The following is a 23,377-nucleotide window of genomic DNA, read 5'->3' on the forward strand; positions in this document are numbered from 1 at the left end:
GCCACTCGCCCGAAAACACCCGCGACGGCCGCGGAAGACGGCCCGCGCTTTTCATCTGCCAAACGCAAAACGTCCTGGAAACACGAGGTCGAGCGTGGGTTCGCGCTCGCGCGGCCTGCGTTCGACCTTTCCTATCCAACCTTGTCCTATTCAACCTTGGGCCCGTGGCCCCACCTGACGGAGGGCGCATCATGTGGATGTCCGACGGTGACCTGCTCGCCTTGCAGCGGCAGGGGGAACATCACATCGGGCTTAGCCTGACGGCCGCCTGTCCCATGACGTGCAGCCACTGCGCCGCCGCTACGGTGCCGGCCCGCGACCATGCCAAGGTGGGCATGGCCGCCGACCTGGTCGCCCGGTTCTGCGGGGAACTGCCGGCGCTGGCCGCCCGGGGCGTCACCCGTCTCAGCCTGACGGGGGGTGAGCCCATCCTGGCCCTGGGTGCGGTGGCCGACCTGTCGCGGGCGGCGCGCGCCGCCGGTGTCGCCACCACCGTGGTCACGGGCCTGTTCTGGGCCACCAGCGCCGCCTCGCGCCGCCGCATCATCGCCGCCCTGCCCGACGTGGATTGCTGGAACATCAGCTGGGACCGCTTCCATGCCGCGTATGTGAAGCTGGCGCATGTCGTGGCGGCCGTGGGGGATCTGCGCGCCGCCGGCGTCCGTGTCACCCTGCGGGTGGCCACGGCCGGGGAGGATGATCCCCATCTGGCCGCCCTGGCGCGGGCGCTACCCGACACCGAAATCGCCGTGCAGCCCATCCTGCCCGTGGGGCGCGCCGCCGTCGACACGCCGCCGGCCACGGGGGCGGAGGAGGCGCCGCGCTGGCCCTGCCTTTCCACCGGTCCGCTGGTCATGCCCGACGGCACCGCCCGGCCCTGTTGTTCCGCCATGATGGAGGAACCGGACCATCCCTTCGCCGCGCGCACTGCGCGCGACGGGCTGGTGGCCCTGCACCGCGCCTGGCTGGACGATCCCCTGCTGCTGCTGATCCGGGCGCTGGGTTTCCGGCCGGTGCTGCGCCTGCTACGGATCCTGGCGCCGGACCATCCGCTGCTGGCCGGCACCGCGCCGCATCCATGCGCCGTCTGCGCCACCCTGTTCCGCGACCCCGCCCTGGCGGGCCGGCTGGCGGACGCGGCACGGGCGCCCGCCCTGGCCGCCCAGGTGCGGGCCGCGGCCACCGTGATTTTCCCTGCCCCACCCACCCCGTCCCCATCGCCTGTTTCGTCCAAGGAGAGCCGCCATGCTCACGCCTCCTGAACCCCTCTCCGGCCTTGCCCCTCCCGGCTTGCCGGCGGCGGACATGCCCGATCCGCGCACCACCATGACATTGACCGAGCTGGCTGACTTCCAGGCCATCGCCGGGCACCACATCACCTTCAGCCTGACGCTGGCCTGCCCGTTGCGCTGCACCCATTGCATCGTCAGCGCCTCGCCGGACCTGAAGCACACCACCATGCCGGTGGCGGTGGCCCAGGCCTACGCCGACCAGATGCCGGCGCTGGCGGCGGCCGGCATCCGCAGCCTGAGCTTCACCGGCGGGGAACCCTTCCTGGCGCGTGAGCAGGTGAAGCTGCTGACGGAAAGTGCCGCGGCCAATGGCATCAAGTCCGGCGTCGTCACCGCCGGCCATTGGGGCAAAAGCCCGACGCTGGCCCGCCGCCTGGTGGAAGAATTCCGGGGCATCACCAACTGGGACATCTCCATCGACAGTTACCACCTGGACTGGATCGAGCTGGGAACCGTGGTGAACGCCATCGAGGCGGCGCGCGACGCCGGCCGGCGGGTCACCGTGCGTTACAGCTACAACGACCCGCCCACCGACGCCGACCGTGACATCTGGGCCGCCATCCACGACATCGCCGGCGTGGAGATCGCCTCGCAACGGGTGCGGACGGAAGGGCGGGCCCGCGACCTGGCCCTGGAGGCGCCGCACCGCTATTCCCCCTGGGTCAAACCCTGCCTGACCCAGGGCATGGTGGTGCGTTACGACGGCAGCATCGCCCCCTGCTGCCTGAACCTGGTGGAGGCGCGGGAACATCCCTTCCAGTTCGGCGACGCCCGGACGCGGCCCCTGGCCGACCTGCACCGCGATTTCCTGTCCCATCCGCTGTTGCAGCTGATCCGCGTCCTGGGCTTCTCGGAAGTGTGGACCTGGCTGCGCGATGACGGTCTGGACGCCCTGGTGCCGGAGGAATTGCCGGACGATTCCTGCGACCTGTGCAGCCTGCTGATGCGCAAGCCGGCCGTCGCCGCCTACCTGGCGGAACGGGCGGCGCGGCCGGAGGTGGAGGCCCGCATCGCCTTGCTGGCCAGCCGGGTGCTGGGCGAACACACCATGGCGCTGCACCTGGTCCGCCGCTGGCGGGAGGCGCCGGACAGCCGGCCGCCCGGCTTCGCGGATTTCGATGACTATGTCGCGGCGGTCGCCGGGGAGGAGGTGGGCCATGCCCGTGCCAACTGAAACCCTGGCGGATGACGACGGCGGTGCGGTGGACATCATCTTCGCCGCCATGCCCTGGGCCACCACCACCCGGCCCTCCATCGCGCTGGGCATCCTGGACCGGCTGTGTGACGAGGCCGGGGTGCGCTGCCTGTCCCTTTTCCCCAACCTGGACATGGCGGCGCTGATCGGCCTGGACGCGGCCCGGCCCATGGCGGATGAACGCGCCCTCTATGGCCTGGGGGAGCATCTGTTCGCCGTCGACCTGTTCGGGCGCGAGGCGCTGGACAGCGACGGCTTCCTGGAACTGATGTGCCGGCTGCCCCTGCCGCCGCCTTATAACGACCTGGCCTATGTCCGCCGCCTGCGGGATGAGGTGGTGCCCGTCTTCCTGGATGGGGTCGCCGCCCGCATGCTGGCCAGCGGTGCCGCGGTCTACGGTTTCACCGCTACCTTCAACCAGGTGATGGCCAGCCTGGCGATGGCCCGGCGCATCAAGGCCGTCCGTCCGGACGCCGTCATCCTGGCCGGCGGCGCCTGCTTCGATGGCGAGATGGGGCAGGAATACCACCGCGCCCTGCCGCAGCTGCTGACCCATGTGTTCATGGGCGAGGCGGAGGAAAGCTTCCGCGAGTTCCTGGCGCGATGGAAGGCCGGCCAATCCACCGCCGGCATTCCCGGCGTCACTTATGTCGAGGACGGCGACCTGCGCCTGGTGTCGGGTCACGCGGTGGAGGACATGGACGCCAGCCCCATGCCCAACTACTTCCCCTTCTTCCAGGAAGTGGCGGCCATCCGCGCCCGCACCGGCATCGAACTGACGGTGGAGGCCCTGCCGTTCGAAGGGTCGCGCGGCTGCTGGTGGGGGCAGAAGAACCATTGCGTCTTCTGCGGCATCAACAAGGACCTGCTGGGCTTCCGCGAGAAATCGGTGGACCGGGTGGTGGATGAGATGCTGGTGCTGACCCACCTGCACGGCGTGCCCAAGCTGACGGCCACGGACTGGATCATCTCCCGCAAGTCGCGCACCGAGATCCTGGAACGCCTGCGCGGGCAGGACCTGGATATCGAGGTGTTCTATGAGACCCGGTCCGACCTGGCGAAGGATGAAATCCGCCTGCTGCGGGATTCCGGCGCGCTGCGGGTGCAGCCGGGCATCGAATCCTTCTCCACCCCCGTATTGAAGCTGATGCGCAAGGGCACCACCGGCATCCGCCAGATCCGTTTCCTGAAATGGGCGCGGGAGTACGGCGTGAAGGCCTCATACAACATCCTGTGCGGTTTCCCCGGCGATGCGCCGGACTGGTACCTGGAGATGGCGGACGTCATCGAACAGGTGCCCCATTTGCAGCCGCCCACCAGCAACGCCAACTTCGTGGAATTGCACCGCTTCAGCCCCTTGTTCATGCGGCCGAAGGATTTCGGCATCCATGAGTATGAACTGCGGGTCGATTACCGCTTCAACTTCCCCCAGGGATTGGTCGACCCGCTGAAGGTCGGCTATTTCTTCGAATACCGGTCGGACATGATCGCCGACCCCACGCAGTACATCGACCGGGTGCGGGCGGTGATCCGGCCGTGGATCGAGAACTGGGAAGGCCGGCGGCTGCCCCGGTGCGACTACCTGATCGGGCCCGAATTCGTGCAGGTGCACGACGGCCGCCCGGTGGCGGGCGAATCCCCTGAGGCGCGCACCCTGATCCTGCGCGGCCTGGCCAAGGACGCCTTCCTGCTGCTGGACGACGTGCGCACCGACCATGAGCTGGCCACGCTGCTGGCGGCCAAGTATCCGCGCCAGGTCGCCGACGGCGTGCTGGCCCGGACGGTGGAGGAGTTCATCGCCAGCCGCCTGGTGCTGCGCGAGGGCAACATGCTGCTGGCCCTGCCCATCGCCATCAAGCCGCGCGGGACGCGCGACCTGGAAACCTATGTCGTCGGGGCCGCGCCGGCGGCCCTGGCGGCGGAATAGGGGGTGCCCCATGGCCGCCGCCGTCATGACCGGCCAGGCCAGCGCGGAGGCGTTCACCCGCTTCCAGCGCCTGGCCTGGACCAACCTGGTGTTCAGCGTGACGCGGCGCTGCCCCCTGCGCTGCGCCCACTGCGTCACCGCCAGCGCGCCGGACGCCGCCTTCCCCGTGCTGGACGTGGATGAGGCCGGGCGCTGGGCACCGGACTTGGCGGCGCTGGCGGCGCTGGGTCTGCGGACCGTCACCTTCACCGGCGGGGAACCGACCCTGGCCCTGCATCCGGTGGCCACCCTGGCGCGGGCGGCGCGCGCTGCCGGCCTGCGCACGGCGGTGGTCACGTCCGGGTCCTGGGGGGCCAGCGCGCCCTTGACCGGCCGGGTGATCGGCCTGCTGGGGCCAGCGGTCGATGCCTGGGATTTCGGTTACGACGCCTATCACGCCCGCCACCTGGCCCTGCCGGCTTTCATCCGCGCGGTGGCGGCCGCCTGTGACACGGGGGCCGAGGTGGCCGTGCGGCTGTGCGAGGCCGACGCCGTCTCCACCCAGGCGGTCCTGGCGGCGCTGGAGGGGGCGTTGCCGACGGCGGTGACGGTCATCGTGCAGCCCACCCTCGCCGTTGGGCGGGGGGCGGACCTGGTGCCGGACGGGGTGCTTGAACCGGCCGGCGGCGACGGCCCGTTGGCGCCATGCCTGTCCACCGGTCCTTTCGTGCGGGAGGATGGCAGCGTCGGGCCCTGCTGCGCCGCCCTGGGATATGGCGCCCGCGGGCGTCACCCTTTGGAATATGGCGGTCCGGGTGGCCTGGTGGCGGCCTGGCGCCGGTGGCGGGCCGACCCGCTGTTGCGCTTGCTGCGCCTGGCGGGGTTCGCCCTGCCGTTGCGCTGGCTGGCGGAGGAAGGGTTGCTGGACCCGCAGGCGTTGGCCGGCGGCCATGTCTGTGAGGTTTGCCAGGGGCTGTGGGACGATGATGGTCGCGTCGCGGCGATGTTGCGGCGGCGCGCGGAAGATCCGAAGCTGCTGGCATTGCTGGACGGGCTGGAGATCGCCCTGTTCGGCGCGGTGTGGTCGGAGACGGCGGCGGTTCCTCCGCCCCAGGGGGAAAACCGTGCAAGAGGCCTGTTTTGCCGAGGCGTGAGCCGTGTGACCAGACCCTGCTGCGCACCGTGGTGCGTGGCGAGGTTGCCGCCCCCGGGCCGCGCTATGCCCTGGCCCGCGCCATCGCCCGGCGGGATGGGGGGGCGCTGATCGCGGCGGCCCGGGACGAGGTCACCCGCCCCCTGATGCACCCCCTGGACCGCCTGCGCCTAGCGGAGGCGGTGGCGGAGCATGACCGCCCCCTGGCCGAACATGTGTTCCATGGGACCCGGCCTGCCTGGCCGCGCGCCGTCGCCGTCCGGTTCCAGGCCGCGCTGGCGCTGGCGGAATCGGGCACAGCCGTGGCGGATGGGGCGGTGGATTTGATGCCGGGCCAGGCCCTGCCGATTGTCGAGGCGACGGTGGACGGCCAGCGGGGCGTCTTCATCGTCGATACCGGCGCGCCGCACAGCGCGCTGTCGCGGCGCTGGTGCGTGGACCGGGGATTGGCCTGGAATGGCGCCGTGTCCCACCCCGTGGACGATGGCGCCGGCACGCGCATCCCGGCGGAGGCCGTGCGCCTGGGGCATGTGGCGGCCGGCGGCCAGGCGCGGGACGTGCCGGCGGTGGTGTTCGACTTCCCCCCGGGTCTGGCGGTGGCCGGCATCCTGTCACCCCTGGACGTCTTCGGCGGCCGGCCGGTGCGGCTGGATTTGCGCGCGCGCCGGCTGGTGGTGGGCGAGGCCACGGGCGACGCCGGGGCCGGTTTGCCCTTCACGGCGCCGCTGCATTGGCGGGGCGGCGTGCCGCTGGTGGCTGCCCGGGTGGCTGGCCGGCCGGGTTTCCTGATGGTCGACAGCGGCGCCGGCGGCGTCGTCCTGTGCCGGGCGTACGCGCGCATCTCGGGTTTGCACACGCCCCAGGCGACCACCACCATGTCGGCCGCCGGCGCCCTGGCGGTGGGGGTGGGTTTGCGGGCTGGCATCGCCGTTGGCGGCAGCGCCGAGGTTCAGGCCGATATCGCCTTGAAGCCCTGCCGCACCGTGGGGCCCGCGGCACCGGTTCTGGCACTGGACGGCCTGCTGGGTGTCGGTTGGCTGGGTGGCCGCATCCTGGACTTCAGCCGGGATCGTCTGTCGCTGGGCTTCGACGAAAGGGTGCCGGCAGCATAGGGGAAACGGGAACGTCCGCCGCCATCATAGCGGCGCTTGAGGCCGGCGCGGGCATCGCGTGATCTTCCACCGTCAGCCGGCCGCCGCCACCAGGAAGGGCCGCAGGGCTGCGGCCAGGGCGGGGGCATGGGCTTCCGCCATCATGGTCACATGGTCGCCGCCGACGGGCACCACGGTGCAGGGCGGGTGGATCAACGCCTGCCAGCCGGGGTCGATTTGTGCGGCGCCGTTGGCGCGCAGCAACACCGTGGGTGCTGTCAGGGGGCCGGGTGTATGGCGTTGGCGGGCCCGCTGCTGGGCGCGGCCCACGTTCAGCATGGCGCGCAGGATGGCGGCGTCATCCGGCAGGCCGGGGTATGCCCGCGGCGCGGAACGCCCGTGCCACCGCGACGATCTGGTCATCGGGAGGCAAGGTTGGCAGCGTCTCCCCCAACGGGATGGGCCGGCCGGTGAAGCGGGCGTAGGCATCGGCGGCCGCCTGCAGGGCCCGGCCCGTTTCCTCCCGCCCGTCGCCGTCGTCCCCGTCTTCGCGCGTTTCCGGATGGGGTGGCGCCGGGTCGAACAGGGCCAGCAGGGCGATTTCCTGCCCGTCGGCGGCCAGGCGCCGGGCCATTTCGCAGGCGACCAGGCCGCCGAAGGAATGCCCGCCCAGCAAATAGGGTCCCTGGGGCTGTACCTGGCGGATCAGCGCGATGTAGGCGTCGGCCATGGCCCCGACCTCGTCCAGCGGGGTACCGCGCCCATCCAGGCCCGATGCTGGAATGGCATAGACGGAGAGGGGCGGCGCCAGGTGGCGGACCAACGGGACATAGTTGAACACGGTGCCGCCGCCGGTGTGCACCAGGAACAGCGCGCGTGGCGACGGGCCCGTCCACAGGCGCACCAGGCCGGGGTCCGGCGCCTCCGCCTGGCGGACGGTTGCCGCCAGGTGGGCGATGGTGGGGTTGGACAGCAAGGCGCCCAGCGGCACCTTGCGCTCCAGCGCCTGTTCCAGTCGCGTCAGCAGGCGCATGGCCAGCAGCGAATGCCCGCCCAGTTCGAAGAAGCTGTCGGTCACGCCCACCTGGTCGCATTCCAGCAGTTCGGCCCAGACCTGGGCGATGCGCAGTTCGATCGCATCGCGCGGCGCCACGAAGGCGCGGCCGGCGGACCGGTCAGTGGCGGAGGGGGCGGGCAGGCGGGCCCGGTCCAGCTTGTGGTTGGCGGTCAGGGGCAGGGCCTCCAGGAATACGACAGACGTGGGCACCATGGCGGCCGGAAGGCGCTGGCGCAGATAGTCCTGTATGTCCCGGACGCCGGGGTTGGTGCCGCCGGCCGGCACGACATAGGCCACCAGCTGTGGCCCCGTGCGCTCCTCCTTGCGGGCCAGCACCGCGCAGGTGGCAACGTCGGGACTGGTCCGCAGACAGGCCGCGACCTCCGCCGGTTCCACCCGGGTCCCCATGATCTTCACCTGGTCGTCCATCCGGCCCAGGAACTCCAGTTGCCCGTCCGCCCTCATGGCGCCGCTGTCCCCCGTGAGGTACAGCCGGTCGTCCGGATCGATGGAGAAGGGGTTGGCGACAAAACGCTGCGCCGTCTCATCCGGCGCGTCCAGATAACCCAGGCTGCGGAAGGGGGTGCGCACCGCGATCTCGCCCGGTTCCCCCACGCCGCACAGGCGCCGGTCGCCCGTCAGCACCAGGATCTGGGTCTGGGGCAGCGGATGGCCCAAGGGCTGGATGCCGGCCAGGGGCGGTTCCGCCACCACGGCGCAGCACTTGGCCAAGGTGGTCTCCGTGGGGCCGTAGAGATTGACCACCCGGCTGGCCGGGAAAGCCCGTCGCCAACGTTCAACCAGGGAGGCGGCAAGCGGTTCGCCGGCGAAGAAGGCGCACCGTAGCGTGGAGGGAAGTTCCGGCTTTGCCGGCGGGGCGTCCGCCAGCCAGGCGTCGGCGATGGCCGGCACCGTGTGCAGGGTGGTGATGCCCGCCACCGCCAGCCAGACCGGCAGGTCCGGTCCCGCCACCGCCATGTCGGCCGGTGGCAGCACCAGTTCCGCGCCGGATGTCAGCGGCGTGAACACATCCCGCAACACCACGTCGAAGGAAAGGCCGGTCAGCTGGGCGCAACGGTCGCCGGGCCCGATGGCGAAAGCCTTCCGCTGCCAGTCCAGGAAATGCGCCAGTCCGCCGTGCGTGCCGCGCACCGCTTTGGGGGTGCCCGTGCTGCCGGAGGTGAAGAAAAGATAGGCGGGTTCGTCCAACCCTGCCGCCAACCCCGCCGCCCCGGTGGCCATGGCGGTGACCGGGGACGGAAACGGGGCCCCTGTTTCCTCCACCGCGAGGATCGTCAGGTCCGGCACTTCCAACAGCCAGGCGTCCTCCCCCCTCTCGGGGCCCGCCCGCAGCAGTCGGCGGGCGCCGGCGCGTGTCAGCATGGCCTGCTGGCGCTCCGGGGGCAGGTCCAGGCTCAGTGTCAGCAACACGCCACCGGCCCGCAGGACGGCCGCCATGGCGACGATCAGGGATGGGGAACGGGGTCCGCGCACCGCCACCACTTCCCCCTTGGCCAAACCGGAATCACGCAGCCTTGCGGTGATGGCGTCCATCCAGGCGACCATCGCGGCGTAGCTCAGGGTTTCCGTCCCCTGCCGCAGCGCCGGGGCATCGGGGGTCAGGGCGGCCCAGCGGGCGATGGTGTCCGGCACGCTTTCCTGGGGTGGGGCCGGAAGGGGGGCCGTGGTGTCGGGCGGCAGGGCCGCCGGTGCCGGCCGGCTGAGGTCGTAGGCGGCCAGGGGCCGCGCCGGATCTTGTGCCGACTGGGCCAGCAGGTGGGCCAGTTGCGCCAGCAGGATGCGCATGCGTTCCGCCGAATAGGCGGCGGCGCGGTAGACCAGGCGCAGTTCGGCCGTGCCCTCCCACTCCGTGACGTACAGGGTGGCGGCGAAGTCGGACCGCACGACTGCCGGCGGCTCGAACGCCGCCCGCAGCCCCGGCAATTCCAGCGTCCGGGGGGGGCTGGGCGTGAAGTTGAACAGGAGGTCGAACAGCGGGTGGGTGTCCGCCGCGCGGTCCGGCATCAGATCCCGCACCACCTGTTCGAACGGGACCTCGCCGTGTTCCAGCCCCTTCAGCAGCACCGCCTGCACCTCGGCGAGCGCCTCCCGGAAGGTGATGTCCGCCGTGAGCCGGACCCTCAGGGCCAGCGTGTTCAGGAACAGTCCGATCAGCGGTTCGCTTTCCATCCGGACGCGCCCCGCCACGGGGGTGCCGATGACCAGATCCTCCCGACCCGTCAGGCGCAGCAACAAGGCCAGGAAGGCGGTCAGCAGCACCGCATAGGGTGTGGTTCCGGCCGCCTTCGCCCGCGCACGCACCGCCTCCATCACGGCACGGTCCAGGGTCAGGGTCTGTACCGCGCCGGTGCGGTCACGCGGGTCGGCGCCGTGTGTCGCCTGGTCGGGACGCGGTGCCAGGGGGGGCGGCGCATCGGCCAGCTGCCGGCGCCAGTAGTCAAGGCTGGCCGCCAGCCCCCCCGCCGCCATGCGTCGGCGCTGCCATGCGGCAAGGTCGGCATAATCCAGCGCAAGGGCGGGCAGGGCCGGCGTTTCGCCCCGCACGTGCGCGGCATAGCCGGCCGCCAACTCCTCCAGCAGGATACCGATGGACAGCCCGTCGGACGCGATGTGGTGGTGGCTGAAGATCAGCAGGTGATCCTCCGCCGACAGGCGCACCAGGATAAGCCGCAGCAGCAGGTCACGGGCCAGGTCGAACCCCCGGGCCGCTTCCTCCCGGTAAATCCGGTCGCATTCCGTGCCCGCCGCCGCCGGGTCCAGGGATGACAGGTCGATCCGCCGGATGGGTACCGGGCCGGCGGGGTCCAGGGTCTGCGCCGGCTGCCCGCCTGGCGCGCTGAACCGCGCCCTGAGCGTGGCATGGCGGGCGATGATGCCGTCGCAGGCGCGCGACAGGGCCTCGACGTTCAGCGTTCCGGTCAGCCGTAGCGCGCCGACGATGGCATGGGCGGGATCGGCGGGGGACAGCCTGTCCAGGAACCACTGCCTTTCCTGGGCGAAGGACAGGGGTGGTCCTTCGGGGCCGTCCGGGCCGCGCGGTCCCGGGGCGTCCACCGGTGGCGCCGGCCGGGCCGCCCCGGACAACTGACGCATCAACTGTTCGCGCAACGCCGGGGAAAGGTTGCGGAGGGCGGGAAGCAGGTCAGTCATGGGCGAACGCCGGGGCTGGGGATACGGCAGGCGGGGGTGACGCGGACGCCGTTTCCATCTCCGCCAACAGGCGGGCCAGGACGTCGGACGGCAGGTGGCGGGCGCGGGCTTCCAGCACGGCCAGACCCTGTTCCTCGACGGTGGGCGCGCGCAGCAGGGTGGCCAGCGACAGTTCCACCCCCAGCCTGGCCGTGATGCGGGCGTTGAGCTGCGTGGCCAACAGGGAATGGCCGCCCAATTCGAAGAAGTTGTCGTGCACGCCGATGGGGGTGACGTTGAACAGGTCGCTCCAGATTTCCGCCAAGGTCGCTTCCAGTTCGCCGCGGGGGGCCGTGTAGGTGTTGCGCAGGTCGGCGCGGGCATGCGCCGCTTGCGGTGCCGGCGCCGGTTTCGTCCGCGCCACCCACTGCCGCAACCGCGCCTTGATGTCACCGCTGGACACCACCACCGGGCCGGTCAGCCCGGCCGCCAGGATGCGGCTGGCGGCGTCCACCCCTTCCTCGGCGGCCATGTGGAAGATATTGACGGTGGCGCCCAGGCCGGCGATGGCGGGTTCGGTGTCGCCCAGCCGCCAGCTGTCCCAGTCCACGCTGGTCCAGCGGCCGGTGGCGGCGGCATGGGCGTCCAGGAACAGGTTGGCGGCGGCGTAGGCGGAAAAGCCCAGTCCACCCAGCACGGCGGCCAGGGAGGACATGGCCAGCCGGCAATGCAGCGGGCGGTCGGCCAACAGCCTGTCCAGCACCAGCAGGCCTCGGGCCTTGGCGTCGAACTGGGTTTCCGCCTCCAGCACCGTGGACTCGCCGATGTCGCGGAAGGCCTCCACGCCCACCGTGCCGGCGCCATGGATGACGCCGTCCAACGTGCCGAAATAGTACTCGCTCATCTGCAGCACGCCGGCCATGGCCTGCGTGTCGGTCACATCGGCGGCCAGGGCCAGCACTTCCGCCCCCTTGGCCTCCATGGCCCGGATGCGGCGGATGCGGGTGGCCGTGGCATCCGCCGGCGGGTGTGCGGCCAGCCAGTCGTCCCAGGCGGCGCGGGCGGGCAGCGCCGTGCGGCCGACCAGGACCAGCCGCGCCTGTACAGCCGCCGCCAGATGCTCGGCCAGCACCATGCCCACCCCGCCCAGGCCGCCGGTCAGCAGGTACACGCCCCGCTGCCGGAAGGGTGATGCCGCCGGTGCGGGCAGGGGAACCGGCTCGTAATCGCGGATCCAGCGCCGGCCGCCCCGTCGCGCGACCATGACGTCCAGGGCGGCCGCGCCCAGTTCGGCCATGACGGCATTTGCCGTGTCCTCCACCGCGCCTTCCGGCGCCGGCACGTCGATGCACCGGCAAATCAGGCCCGGCCGTTCCTGCGGCGCCACCAGGACGGGGCCCAGCACCGTCGATTTTTCCGGACGCAAGCCGGGCGCGCCGGCGGGATCGGAACCGTTGGGGTCGAACAGGCCGTCCGCGATCACGTCGATGCGGAGGCCGGCCCCGGCGGGAAGGGCGCGCAGCAGGTGCATCACGCTGTGGAAGCCCGGTGTCTGCTGGGCGTCGAACCGGGCGACATCGATCACCCCCGTCGCCGGACCCGTCAGCAGCCAGAGATGCGCGACGCGCCGGGGCTGGACGCCCCGCTGTTGCAGGGTCGCGACCAGCTGGTCGTAGTCATCGCCCGTTCCGGCCCGGATCACCGCCTCGTCCCCGTCCAGGGCAAAGGCGGCGCCCGCATCGACCGTGATCACCCGGCAGCCCCTGTCGCGCAGACGTTCCGCCAAGGCGGCGCCGATGCCCAGGCGGTCGCGGAAGACCAGCCAGGGCCCGTCCAGGGCGCCGGTGTCGTCGGGTTGGGCCACCGCCGGCTTCCAGTAGGGCAGGGACGTCCACTGGGCGACATCGGGGCGCCGTTCCGCCGGCCCCTCGGTCGCGCCGGCCGGCTGGAGGACGGGGGGATCTATCCAATAACGCTGCCGCTCAAAGGGATATGTCGGCAGCGAAAGGCGCCGGCGCCCCTCGCCGGCCAGCAGCCGGGCCGCGTCCTGGCCGGCGCCGCCCAGCCAGGCCTGGCCGATTGCGCGCAGCAGGACGTCCCATTCCGGCTGGCGGTCATAGGACCAGCGCATGGTGGGGGCGATGCGGTTGGCGCTTCCCGGATGAGCGGCCCGTTCGGCCAGGGCGTGCGCGGTCAGCGACTGTCCCGGCCCCACCTCCAGCAGGATGCGGTGGGGATCCCGCAACAACTCGGCCAGCACGTCCTTCAGGCGCACGGTGCGGCACAGGTGGCGGGCCCAATACAGGGGGTCTCTCGCCTGGGCGTCCGTCAGCCGGGTGCCGGTGACGCAGGAGACGACGGGGATGCGCGGCGGGCTCAGGCGTACCCGTCCCAGCACGGCGGCCAGGTCGGGGACGATGGGTTCCAGCATGGTGGAATGATAGGCATGGGTGCTGCGCAGCCGCTGGGCGGCGATGTCGCGGCCGTTGAGCGTCTCCTCCAACGCTGCGATGGCGGCTTCCGGGCCCGAGACGACGCTGAGGCGCGCGGTGTTGACGGCGGCCAGGTCGGCACCCGGTGGCAGCAGCGGCCGCAGCGCGTCTTCGCCCAAGGGGACGGCCAGCATGGCGCCGGGCGCCACGCGGGTGGCGATCAGCGTCGCGCGCGTCGCCACCACGGCCAGCGCGTCCTCAAGGCTCAGGATGCCGGCGACGCAGGCGGCGGCGAATTCTCCGATGCTGTAGCCGGTCAATACCGCCGGCTCCAGGCCCCAATGGCGCAGCAGTGCCGCCAGGGCGTATTCGGCCACGAATATGGCGGGTTGCGCCGTTTCCGGCCCTTCCGCCGGCGTTTCCGCCCGACCGCCCCGGCCCAGCATGGCGCGCAGATCCAACCCAATCGCCGGTGCCGCCGCGGGGGGTGGGTCGATCACCGGCCGGGCGGGATCGCGGCCGGGATACAGGCTGGCGCGGATGTCGCCGGGCAGGTGGGCCCGCAGCGCCGCCGCGCATCGGTCCACCGCCGCGCGATAGACCGGCTCGGCGCAATAAAGCTCCCAGCCCATGCCGGGGTAATGATCCCCCAGGCCCGGGAAGAGGAAGGCGATTTCCGGTATGGCATCCGGCGCCACACCATCGGCCTGCCGCCGCTTGTCGCGCAGGGCCTGGGCGGCGTCCCCCGGGGTGGCGGCCACCACCGCGCGCCGGTGGGCGAAGGGCCGCCGGCCCAGGCGCAGGGTGTGCGCCACATCGGCCAGGGACAGGGTCGGGTGGCTTTCCAGGTGGTCGGCCAGGCGTGCCGACGCCGCATTCAGCGCCGCGGGGGTGCGGGCGGACAGGACCAGCAACTGGGCGGGCGCGGTGGTCGCGGCCGGGGGTGACATGTCGGCCGGCGCTTCCTCCAGCACCACATGGACGTTGGTGCCGCCGATACCGAAGGAGCTGACGCCGGCCCGCATGGGGCCGTCACCGACATAAGGCTCACAGGTGGTGGGGACGCGGAAGGGCGTGCGTTCCAGCCCCAGGCGGGGATTGGCCGCCTGGAAATGGGGGCAGGGCGGTATGGCGCGGTGGCGTAGGGCCAGCACCGTCTTGATCAGTCCGGCGATGCCGGCGGCGGCGTCCACATGGCCGATGTTGCCCTTGACCGAGCCCAGGGCGATCGGGCCGGGGGCGTCGCCGAAGGCCTCCGCCAGGGCCGCCACCTCCACCGGGTCGCCCAGGTTGGTGCCGGCCGCGTGCGCCTCCACCAGCGCGATGGTGGACGGCGCCACATCCGCCACGGCCATGGCCTCCGCGATCACCCGGGCTTGCGGGGCGACGCCGGGTGCCGTGTATCCCACCTTCTCCCGGCCGTCATTGTTCACCGCCGACCCGCGGATGACGGCATGGACGGTGTCACCGTCGGCGCGGGCGTCGGCTAGGCGCTTCAGCATCACCACGCCAGCGCCGTCGCTGGAAACCGTGCCCTGCGCCGCCGCGTCAAACGGCCTGCAATGGCCGTCGGGGGACAGGATGCCGCCCTGTTCGTAGCGATAGCCGCCGATCAGCGGAAGATGGATGGAAACGCCGCCGGCCAGGGCCGCGTCGCTTTCCCGGCACAACAGGCTCTGGCAGGCCAGATGCACCGCCACCAGCGAGGTGGAACACGCGGTGCCCACACTGATCGCCGGCCCGCTCAGCCCCAGCAGATAGGCGACACGGGTGGCGAGGAAGGTGGGATCGTTGCCGATGGCCATGGGGAAGGCGCCGGCGCGCCGTATCAGGCCGGGATCCGGCCACAGGTTCTGCAGCAGATAGGTGCTGAGGATGCTGCCGGCGAAGACGCCGACCGCCCCCGGCAAGGCCCCGGGCTCATACCCCGCATCCTCCAGCGCCGCCCAGGCGCACTCCACGAAGACGCGTTGCTGCGGATCCATCAGTTCCGCCTCGCGCGGGCTGATGCCGAAAAAGGCGGCGTCGAAGCTGTCGGCCTGGGCCAGGACGCCCTTGGCCGGAACATGGTCGGGCCGGCGGATCAGGTCGGGCGCCACGCCGGCGGCCAGCAACTCCGCTTCACTGAAGCGGGTCAGGGTGTCGCGCCCGTCCCGCAGCAGCGTCCAGAAGGCGTCGGGCGTGTCGGCCCCGGGCAGGCGGCAGGCCATGCCCACCACGGCGATGGCGTCATCGGGCGGGGGCGTGGTCATGACCGGCCCCCTTCCGCCGCGCGCCGCGCCCGGCCGGCCAGGGCCGCCCGGCGGTCCGCCGCCCGTGTCTGCGCCTGGACGCTTCCGGTGCCGGTCGTTCCGGCACCCAGTTCTTCCAGCCGGGCGGCCAGGCTTTCCACCGTGGGGCAACGGAACAGTTCGGCCACCGGCACGGCCAGCCCGGTTTCCTGGCGCAAGCGTTCCTGCACCTCCAGCAACAGCAGGGAATGGCCGCCAATGTCGAAGAAATTGGCGTCGCGTCCCACCGCGGGCAGTTTCAGCACCCCGGCCCATAAGGCGGCCACCAGGCTTTGCGTCGCGGCCACCGGCTGGGCGCCGGCGTTTCCCCGTTGCCGTGCCGCCGCGGCGCACAGCGCCCGCCGGTCCAGCTTGCCGCTTGCCGTCAATGGCAATTGGTCCAGCAACACCAGGCCGGCCGGCATCATGTGCTCCGGCACGTGCTGCCGCAGGAAGGCGCGCAGCGAGGCTTCGGTCGCCTGATCGCCGCCTTCGCTCCAGCGGTCACCATGGTCGAACGTCCGGTGGAATGGCGACGGGGTGGGGGACGGTCCGTGGTGGGGCGAGTCATGGCGGAAGGCGACGGCATCGCCGTTCCGGCGGTGCAGCCGGCCTTCCACGAAATAATCGGTGTGCAGCCGGTCGTCGGCGAAGGTGGCGCCGCAGGCCGCGTCGATCCAGTCGCCCGCCGCCACCGCGACCCCATCCGCCCCGATGGGAAAGAACACCGGCAGCCAGCAATGTTCATGTGCCAGGATGTCCAGCAGGGGCCCGCCGCCCGTATCCAGGCACAGCCATACCAGGAAACCGTCGACGCGACCCTCGCGGGTAAGGGTGAAGCGGTTCTGATGCCGATATTCCGCCGCGACGGGCTGACGGTAGTCGAAATCCTCAAAAGGTTGCGGTTCGGCCAGCAGATCGGCGGCGCTGAGGCCGCGGGCGCACAGGCGCAGGTCGAAGGCGCCACCCATGTCCTTGAAGATCCGTTGGGCGTACCGATTGCCCAGGGGGCCGAAGCCCCGATGCCGCAACAACGGCTCGGGCAGTTGGACGGGGGCGTACAGCGTGGTGCTGCGTGCCGGGATCATACCCGCGTCGGGGGTCAAAAGGGGGCGCACGCCGTTGATGATGACGGCCGCGCCCTCGCTGCCGCCGATGGCGCCGACGATCTCGGATACGCAGACATCAGCCGGTTCCGGCAGTTGCGTGGTCATCGCGTCGCCATGGATGACGGTGATGCGATCCTGCAGGCCCAGCGCCCGCACGTGGGCCACGGCGCGCTGGTAGGTGGCTTCCAGCTTTTCCACCGCATAGACGTGGCGGGCGCCGGCCTCCACACAGAACCGAGACAGCAGCGCTTCCGGCCCAGGCCCCACCTCCAGCACCACCCGACCCGGAACCTGCCGGGCGATGGCGGCGCGGTAGCTGTCGTTGCGCCGTTCGTCCCGGATCATGGCGTGGTAGGCCATCTCGTCATAGACGAAGAACTCCGCGATGGAGGGCCACCATTCGACACCCCCATCGGCGGATGCGGGACGGGGAACGGTGGCGCGGGGCACGACGCCCGCGACCAGCCGCCGGTCCGCACCTTCACCTTCGACGACAACGGCCGCCTCCGCCACGCCGGGATGGCCGCGCAATGTGGCCGCGATCTCCCCCGGTTCCACGCGGAAGCCGCGAATCTTCACCTGCTCATCCGCCCGCCCCAGATAGTCCAGGCCGCCGTCGGGCCGTTGGCGGACGATGTCGCCGGTACGGTACAGCCGGCCCCCGGGTATCGCCCCGAACGGGTCGGGGATGAAGGCCGCCGCCGTCAGGTCGGGCCGGCCGTGGTAGCCGCGGCTGACGCCCGGCCCGCCGACATGCAATTCACCGCTCACGCCCGGCGGCACCGGGTTCAGATCGCCATCCAGCACATAGACGCGGGCGTCGCCGATGGCGCGGCCGATGGGGGGACGCCCCCCGCCCGCCGTCACCGCCGCTGCCGTGGCGCAGACCGTGATCTCCGTCGGGCCGTAGGCGTTCAGGAACAGCCGGCCGGGCGCCCAGCGGTCCACCAGGTCGGCGGGGCAGGCCTCGCCGGCGCACACCAGCGTGACAAGGTCGGGCAGGGCGGCAATCGGTGACGTTGCGGTGGGCAGGCGGGCCAGCACCGATGGCGACAAGGTCACCGTGGTGACACACCGGTCCCGCAGCAGCGCCACCAGATCCGCGGAGGGCGCCAGCAGGTCGCGGGGGGCCGTGTGCAGGCAACCGCCGGCCAGCAGGGTGGTGAAGATCTCGGAAACGGAGGCGTCGAAGCTGAAGGCCGCGGCCTGCAGGACCCGGCTGTCCGGCCCCAGGCGAAACAGCGCGATTTGCGCCCGCGCCAGGTGCAGCAGGTTGGCATGGCTGACCACCACGCCCTTGCGCCGGCCCGTGGAGCCGGAGGTGTAGATCAGGTAGGCGGCCGCGCCCATGTCGGGGCCGTCGTCCCGACTTCCGCCCGCGTCCGGTCCGTCAGCGGCCGCTTCGATATCGGCGCGCAGGACGGTCACCGTCCCCAGGCCCGCCAAGGTGCCGGCGGTATCGGCATCGGCCAGGACGGCGCGGGCGCCGCAGTCGGCCAGCAGTTCCCCCAGCAGGGCGGCGGGAAAGAAGGGATCCAGCGGCACATAGGCCGCCCCCGCCTTCATCACCGCCAGCACGGCGGCGATGCGTGTGGCCGACGGGCCCATGCACACCGCCACGCGGTCCTCCCGCCCGACACCCAGCGCCACCAGCCGGTTGGCCAGCCGGTCGGCCTGCGCGTTCAGGTCCTGGTAGCTCAAGACGACATCCGGACCGGCCACGCCGTTGGCCGCATGCGCCACCGCCGGCGCATCGGGCGTCAGCCGGGCCTGCCGTTCGAACAGGCGGGACACGGGTGCGTCGGGCAGCGGTGGGGCCGGGGGTACAGGGTCGACGGTGGCCGGTCCGCTCCAATCCTCCAGCAGGCGTCGGCGCTGGGACGCGTCCAGCGGGTCCAGCGCGTCCAGCGGGCGGCTGCCGTCGCGGACCATGTCCGCCAACAGTGCCCGCAGGGAGGCCAGCAGGCCGCGCATGGCGTCATCCTCGAAGCGGGCGCGGTCATAACCCACGCCCAGCCGGGCACCGTCACGTACCACCATGGTCACGGTCAGGGGGAAATTGGACCGTTCGAACAGGCTGGTGCCGGCCACCGACAGACCGCCGCCGGTCAGCGGGGGCGTGGCCGGCAACTCTTCGAACACCAGCAGGCTATCGACCAGCGCCTGGCCGCCGGGCACCGCGCTCCAGCCCTGGATGTCGGAAAGGGCCGTGTGCTCGTGGCGCCGCATTTCCAGCTGCCGCTGCTGCAGGGCGCGAAGCCAGTCGGCCACGGCGGCGGTCGGCTCCACGTGCACGCGGGACGGCAGGGTGTTGACGAACAGGCCCACCATGGTCTCGATACCGGGAAGTTCGGGCGGCCGGCCGGCGACGGTGGTGCCGAAGACGACCTCCCGGCGGCCCGCTCCACGGGAAAGCAGGACGGACCAGGCCCCCTGCACCAGCGTGTTGAGCGTCACGCCCCAGGTGCGGGTGGCCTGGCGCAGGGCCGCGATCTCATGCGGCGCCATCTCCAGGAATTCCAGCCCATAGCCGCCGGGGCCGTTTGGCGCGGGGCCGAAATCCAGGGGCGTGGGGGTGTCGAATCCTGCCAGTTCCCGGCGCCACCAGCGCTCCGTATCCGCGACCGGCTGGGCGCGCAGCCAGGCGATGAAATCACTGTAGGGCCGTGCCGGTGCCAATGCCGGTACCCGGCCGGCCACCAGGGCGTCATAAAAAGCGAAGACCTCGCCCAGCAGCAGGGGGACCGACCAGGCGTCCAGGATGGCGTGATGCCAGGTCCACAGCAGGGTGTGCCGCTCCTCCGCGAGGCGCAGCAGGGCCAGGCGGGTCAGGGGCGCGCGGGTGGGATCGAAGCCGGCCGCCCGGTCATCCGCCGCCAGCCGGTCCAGTGCCGCCGCCTGTTCCGAGGGGCCAAGGTCGCGCCAGTCCTCCGCCGCCAGGGTCAGGCGAACCTGGGTACCGACCACCTGCAAGGGTTCGGGCAGGCCGCGCCAGGCGAAGGCCGTGCGCAGCACGTCATGCCGTTCCAGCACCCCATGCCAGGCGCGGCGGAACAGCGGCCCATCCAACGGCCCCTGAAGCACCACCCGCAGTTGCTGCACGTACAGTCCAGGATCGCCGTCGGTCCGGCTGTCCTCGGCGATCCCGTCCGACGCACTTGGGGAGGGGTCGGCCAAGGAACCGGCCAGGGTGTGGAACAGCATGCCCCGTTGCAGGGGGGAGACGGGGTAGGCGCGCGGCGTCTGGGCGGCGGGCGCGGGCGTCATCGTATCAAAGGTCATCAAAGCGAACCTGCTGCAAGGCGCGTTCGAGAAGCCCGCCGTCCACCAGCACGGACGCCAGCGGAAGGATGGAGGCAGGGGCGGTCGGCGAATCCGCCGCGATCGTCAGGCCGGGGAGGGCCGCCAGGGCGGCCACCGTGCGGTGCAGGAACACATCGCCCGGGCGTACCGCCAGCCCCTGGGCCCGGCACCGGGCGGACACTTGGATGGAGCGGATGCTGTCCCCACCGATGGCGAAGAAGTCGTCGGTGACCCCCACCGAGGCCAGGCCCAGCACGTCGGCCCAGATGGCGGCCAGCTTCACTTCCTCCGGGGTGCGGGGCGGCACCCGGGGGGCTTCGTCGGCCCGCCACGGCGGCTCGGGCAGGGCCTTGTGGTCCAGCTTGCCGTTGGCGGTCAGCGGCAGGGTCGCCAGGGTGACGAAGGCCGCCGGCACCAGGGACTGCGGCAGGTCGGCGGCCAGGAAGGCCCGCAAGGCCGCCTCATCCGGCGCGGGGCCCGGGGCGGGAACGATGTAGGCCACCAGTTGCCTGTCGCCCGCCGGGTGGGGGCGGGCGCGGACCACCGCCTGCGCCACGCCGGGATGGCGGCGCAGGGCCGTCTCGATCTCCCCCGGTTCGATGCGCAGGCCGCGTAGCTTGATCATGTCATCGACGCGGCCCAGAAAGTCGATGCGCCCGTCCGCGCGCCGCCGGGCCAGGTCGCGGGTCTTGTAAAGACGGGCGCCCGGTGTGGGGGAGTGGGGGTCCGGTATGAAGGACATGGCCGTGCGGGTGGGATCCCCGCGATAACCCAGGCCGACCCCGATGCCACCGATGTACAGCTCCCCCACCACCCCCGCCGGAACGGGGGCCAGGTTGCGGTCCAGCACGTGCGCCGTCATCGCCCGTATCGGTTGGCCGATGGCGGCGATGGCGACGGCGGCGTCGGCCGGCGACAGGCGGTCGATACGGTCATGACACTGGTCGTCGGAGCATTCGGTCGAACCGTAGGTGTTGAGCAGCGGCACCGTGGGATACAGCGCCAGCCAGCGCCGGCACAGGTCGGTCGGCAGCGCCTCGCCGGTGGGGACCATCCAGCGCAGCTTGGGCAGGGGCGGCGGTCCCGCCGGCCGTGCCGCGGCCTCCGTGATCACCGCGTGCAGCATGGAGGGCACCAGTTGCAGGGCGGTGACGCCCTGGTCCGCCGTCTCTTCCAGCAGCCGGGACGGATCCTCGGCGGCCTCGTCGGCCACCACAGCGACCCGGCCGCCCACCGCCAGCGGCGCCAGGCACTGCCAGACCACGACGTCGAACGACGGCGGGGCGTTCTGCGCCAGGACGCCGTCGGCGCCGAACTCCAGATCCTCCAGCTTGGCCAGGACATGGTTGACCATGCCGCGATGCGCCACCATCACCCCCTTGGGGCGGCCGGTGGAACCGGATGTGTACATCACATAGGCCAGGTCGTCCGGCCTGCCGCCGGCTGGGCGCGCCGCCGGCGGCACTTCCCCGGCCAGGGTCGCCGGATCGTGCAGGGCCGGTGGATGGGCGGCCCATTCCTGCTGTGCCAGGGCCGCCGCCAGCGCCGGATGCAGCGCCTTTTCCGCCAGGACGAAAGGGGCGCCGCTTTCCGCCAGCACCTGGGCCAGGCGCGAAGGGGACTGGCGCAGATCCATCGGCAGGAAGGCGCCCCCGGCCTTGTGCGTCGCGACCAGTGCTGTGACGAAGTCCGGTCCGCGGGGCAGGGCCACCGCCACAAGCGTTCCGGGACCGACGCCCCGTGCCGCCAGGCCGGCGGCCAGCGCGTCGGCCCGGCGGTCCAGATCGGCGTAGCTGAGCGTCGTCGCGCCCATGCTGACCGCGATGGCCTCACCCCGCCGTTTGGCCTGCGCCTCGAACAGGGCGCAGACGGTGTCCGCCGGGGGCGGTGCCGGTAGGGGGCCGATACCGGCGGCCAGGGCGGCGGCCGTGGCCGCGGGGCTTAACAGCGACAGTTCGGCCACGGGCCGGTCCGGCTCCGCCACCACGCGCTCCAGCAGTGTCTCGAAGCTGTCGGCCATGCGGGCGACCGTCGCTTCCTCGAACAGGTCGGTGGCGTATTTCCAGGCCCCGACCAGCCGGCCGCGCTCATCTTCCTTCATCTCGAGATTCAGATCGTACTGGCCCTCCTGCTGGGCCAGGACCATGGGATGCAGCACCAGGGGTCCGAAAGGCACGTCCGCCTCGTCCGTCGAGGGCAGCATGGCGCGCTGCAGTTCCTCGAAGCGATGGAGGCGCTGCAGGACAAAGGTGGTCTGGAAGATGGGTGATCGGCTGAGGTCGCGCGCCGTCTGCAGCCGATCCACCATCTGCGACAGGGGCAGGTCCTGGTGTTCCAGCGCGCCCAGAACACCGGCCTGCGCCTGCGCCAGCATCTGGCGGAAGCTGGGGCTGCCGGAAAGATCCGCCCGCAAGGGCACCATGTTGACCAGGTTGCCCACCAGGTCCGCCAATCCGGGCTGGCGCCGGCCCAGGGTCGGGATGCCCACCATGATGGCGTCCTGGCCGCTGTAGCGGTGCAACAGCACCTGGTAGGCGGCCAGCAGGGCCATGAACAGCGTGGCCCCCTGGGCCTCGGCGAAGCGTTTCAGCGCCTGCGTCGTCCCCGTCGCGACATGACGGGTCAGTGTGGCGCCGGCAAAGCTGCGCACAGGCGGGCGGCCCCGATCAGTCGGCAGGTCCAGCACGGGCAGTTCGCCGGCCAACGCGTTGTGCCAATACGTCCGGTGTGTATCCCAAGCGCCTGTTTCCTGCTGGCGGCGCTCGGCCCGCACCCAGTCCTCGAACTCCACCGCCATCGGCGGCAGGGCCGGGGCGTGGCCGGCGGCCTCGGCCGCGTAGGCGTCGCGCAGTTCGTCCATCACCGCCACCAGGGACCAGAGGTCGCACAGGATGTGCGGCAGGGAAATCAGCAGCACCGCGTCCAGCGCGCCGCGGCGCAACAGCAGGACGTCCATGGTCGCGTCCTCATCCAGGCAGAAGGGCCGTGCGGCCCGCGCCCGGATCGTGGCGTCCACCCGCGCGGCGTCCCACCCGGCGGCGTCGGTCACCTCCAGCCGCACGGCGTGTCCTGGCCGGGGGCGCTGGCGGATGCCGTTCGCGTCCTCGCGGAATTCCATGCGAAGGCAGGCATGCCGGTCGGACAGGATCCGCAGGGCGCGGCGCAGGGCGCTTTCGTTCAGTGGCCCGCCGACACCAACCGGCAGCACCACATTATAGGCGGGGCTGTCGGGTGCCAGCTTCCACAGGAACCACAACGCCTCTTGCCCATGGGATAGGGGGAACCAGCCGTCATCGGTGCTGCCCAGGCGGGCGCGGACCAGCGATTTCAGCTTTTGCTTCAAGGCGTCGCGCGCCTGGTCCTTCAGGTCCGTGACCGCGGGCATGGTCTTGATGATGGGGTCGCGCGCGTCCATGGCC

Annotated in this window: 10 protein-coding genes; 5 read left to right on the top strand and 5 right to left on the bottom strand. The window is 71.9% G+C overall.

What is annotated here, in order from left to right; all coding sequences use genetic code 11:
* The first annotated feature begins 191 nt into the window (after positions 1 to 191).
* From PW843_03900 to PW843_03920, 5 genes are all read left to right on the top strand, one after another.
* On the top strand, positions 192 to 1,262 hold the full coding sequence (locus PW843_03900) for a radical SAM protein (protein MDE1145747.1): 1,071 nt from the start codon (positions 192 to 194) through the stop codon (positions 1,260 to 1,262).
* On the top strand, positions 1,246 to 2,466 hold the full coding sequence (locus PW843_03905; protein ID MDE1145748.1) for a radical SAM protein: 1,221 nt from the start codon (positions 1,246 to 1,248) through the stop codon (positions 2,464 to 2,466). Before PW843_03900 ends, PW843_03905 begins: the two co-directional genes overlap by 17 nt.
* The gene (locus tag PW843_03910) at positions 2,450 to 4,414 is read left to right on the top strand and encodes a RiPP maturation radical SAM C-methyltransferase (protein MDE1145749.1); all 1,965 of its coding nucleotides are present in this window, start codon (positions 2,450 to 2,452) and stop codon (positions 4,412 to 4,414) included. The genes PW843_03905 and PW843_03910 overlap by 17 nt, the downstream gene beginning before the upstream one ends.
* A gap of 10 nt (positions 4,415 to 4,424) precedes the next feature.
* Positions 4,425 to 5,657, top strand: a complete 1,233-nt coding sequence (locus PW843_03915) for a radical SAM protein (GenBank protein ID MDE1145750.1) — start codon at positions 4,425 to 4,427, stop codon at positions 5,655 to 5,657.
* 215 nt (positions 5,658 to 5,872) lie between these two features.
* The gene (locus PW843_03920; GenBank protein MDE1145751.1) at positions 5,873 to 6,658 is read left to right on the top strand and encodes a retropepsin-like aspartic protease; all 786 of its coding nucleotides are present in this window, start codon (positions 5,873 to 5,875) and stop codon (positions 6,656 to 6,658) included.
* Positions 6,659 to 6,730: 72 nt separating this feature from the next.
* On the opposite strand, the gene PW843_03925 is transcribed toward PW843_03920, so the two are convergent.
* The 5 genes from PW843_03925 to PW843_03945 are packed head-to-tail and all read right to left on the bottom strand — an operon-like array spanning position 6,731 to position 23,373.
* Entirely contained in the window at positions 6,731 to 6,976 is a 246-nt protein-coding gene (locus tag PW843_03925; protein ID MDE1145752.1) for a hypothetical protein, read from the bottom strand.
* 19 nt (positions 6,977 to 6,995) lie between these two features.
* The gene (locus tag PW843_03930) at positions 6,996 to 10,865 is read right to left on the bottom strand and encodes an amino acid adenylation domain-containing protein (GenBank protein ID MDE1145753.1); all 3,870 of its coding nucleotides are present in this window, start codon (positions 10,863 to 10,865) and stop codon (positions 6,996 to 6,998) included.
* The gene (locus PW843_03935) at positions 10,858 to 15,528 is read right to left on the bottom strand and encodes a beta-ketoacyl synthase N-terminal-like domain-containing protein (protein MDE1145754.1); all 4,671 of its coding nucleotides are present in this window, start codon (positions 15,526 to 15,528) and stop codon (positions 10,858 to 10,860) included. The genes PW843_03930 and PW843_03935 overlap by 8 nt, the downstream gene beginning before the upstream one ends.
* Entirely contained in the window at positions 15,525 to 19,937 is a 4,413-nt protein-coding gene (locus PW843_03940) for an amino acid adenylation domain-containing protein (GenBank protein MDE1145755.1), read from the bottom strand. The genes PW843_03935 and PW843_03940 overlap by 4 nt, the downstream gene beginning before the upstream one ends.
* A complete protein-coding gene (locus PW843_03945; protein ID MDE1145756.1) occupies positions 19,927 to 23,373 on the bottom strand; it encodes an amino acid adenylation domain-containing protein in 3,447 nt (1,148 codons plus the stop codon). The genes PW843_03940 and PW843_03945 overlap by 11 nt, the downstream gene beginning before the upstream one ends.
* Between the last annotated feature and the right edge of the window lie 4 nt (positions 23,374 to 23,377).

The organism is Azospirillaceae bacterium (genome assembly GCA_028283825.1).
Taxonomy (GTDB): Bacteria; Pseudomonadota; Alphaproteobacteria; order Azospirillales; family Azospirillaceae; genus Nitrospirillum.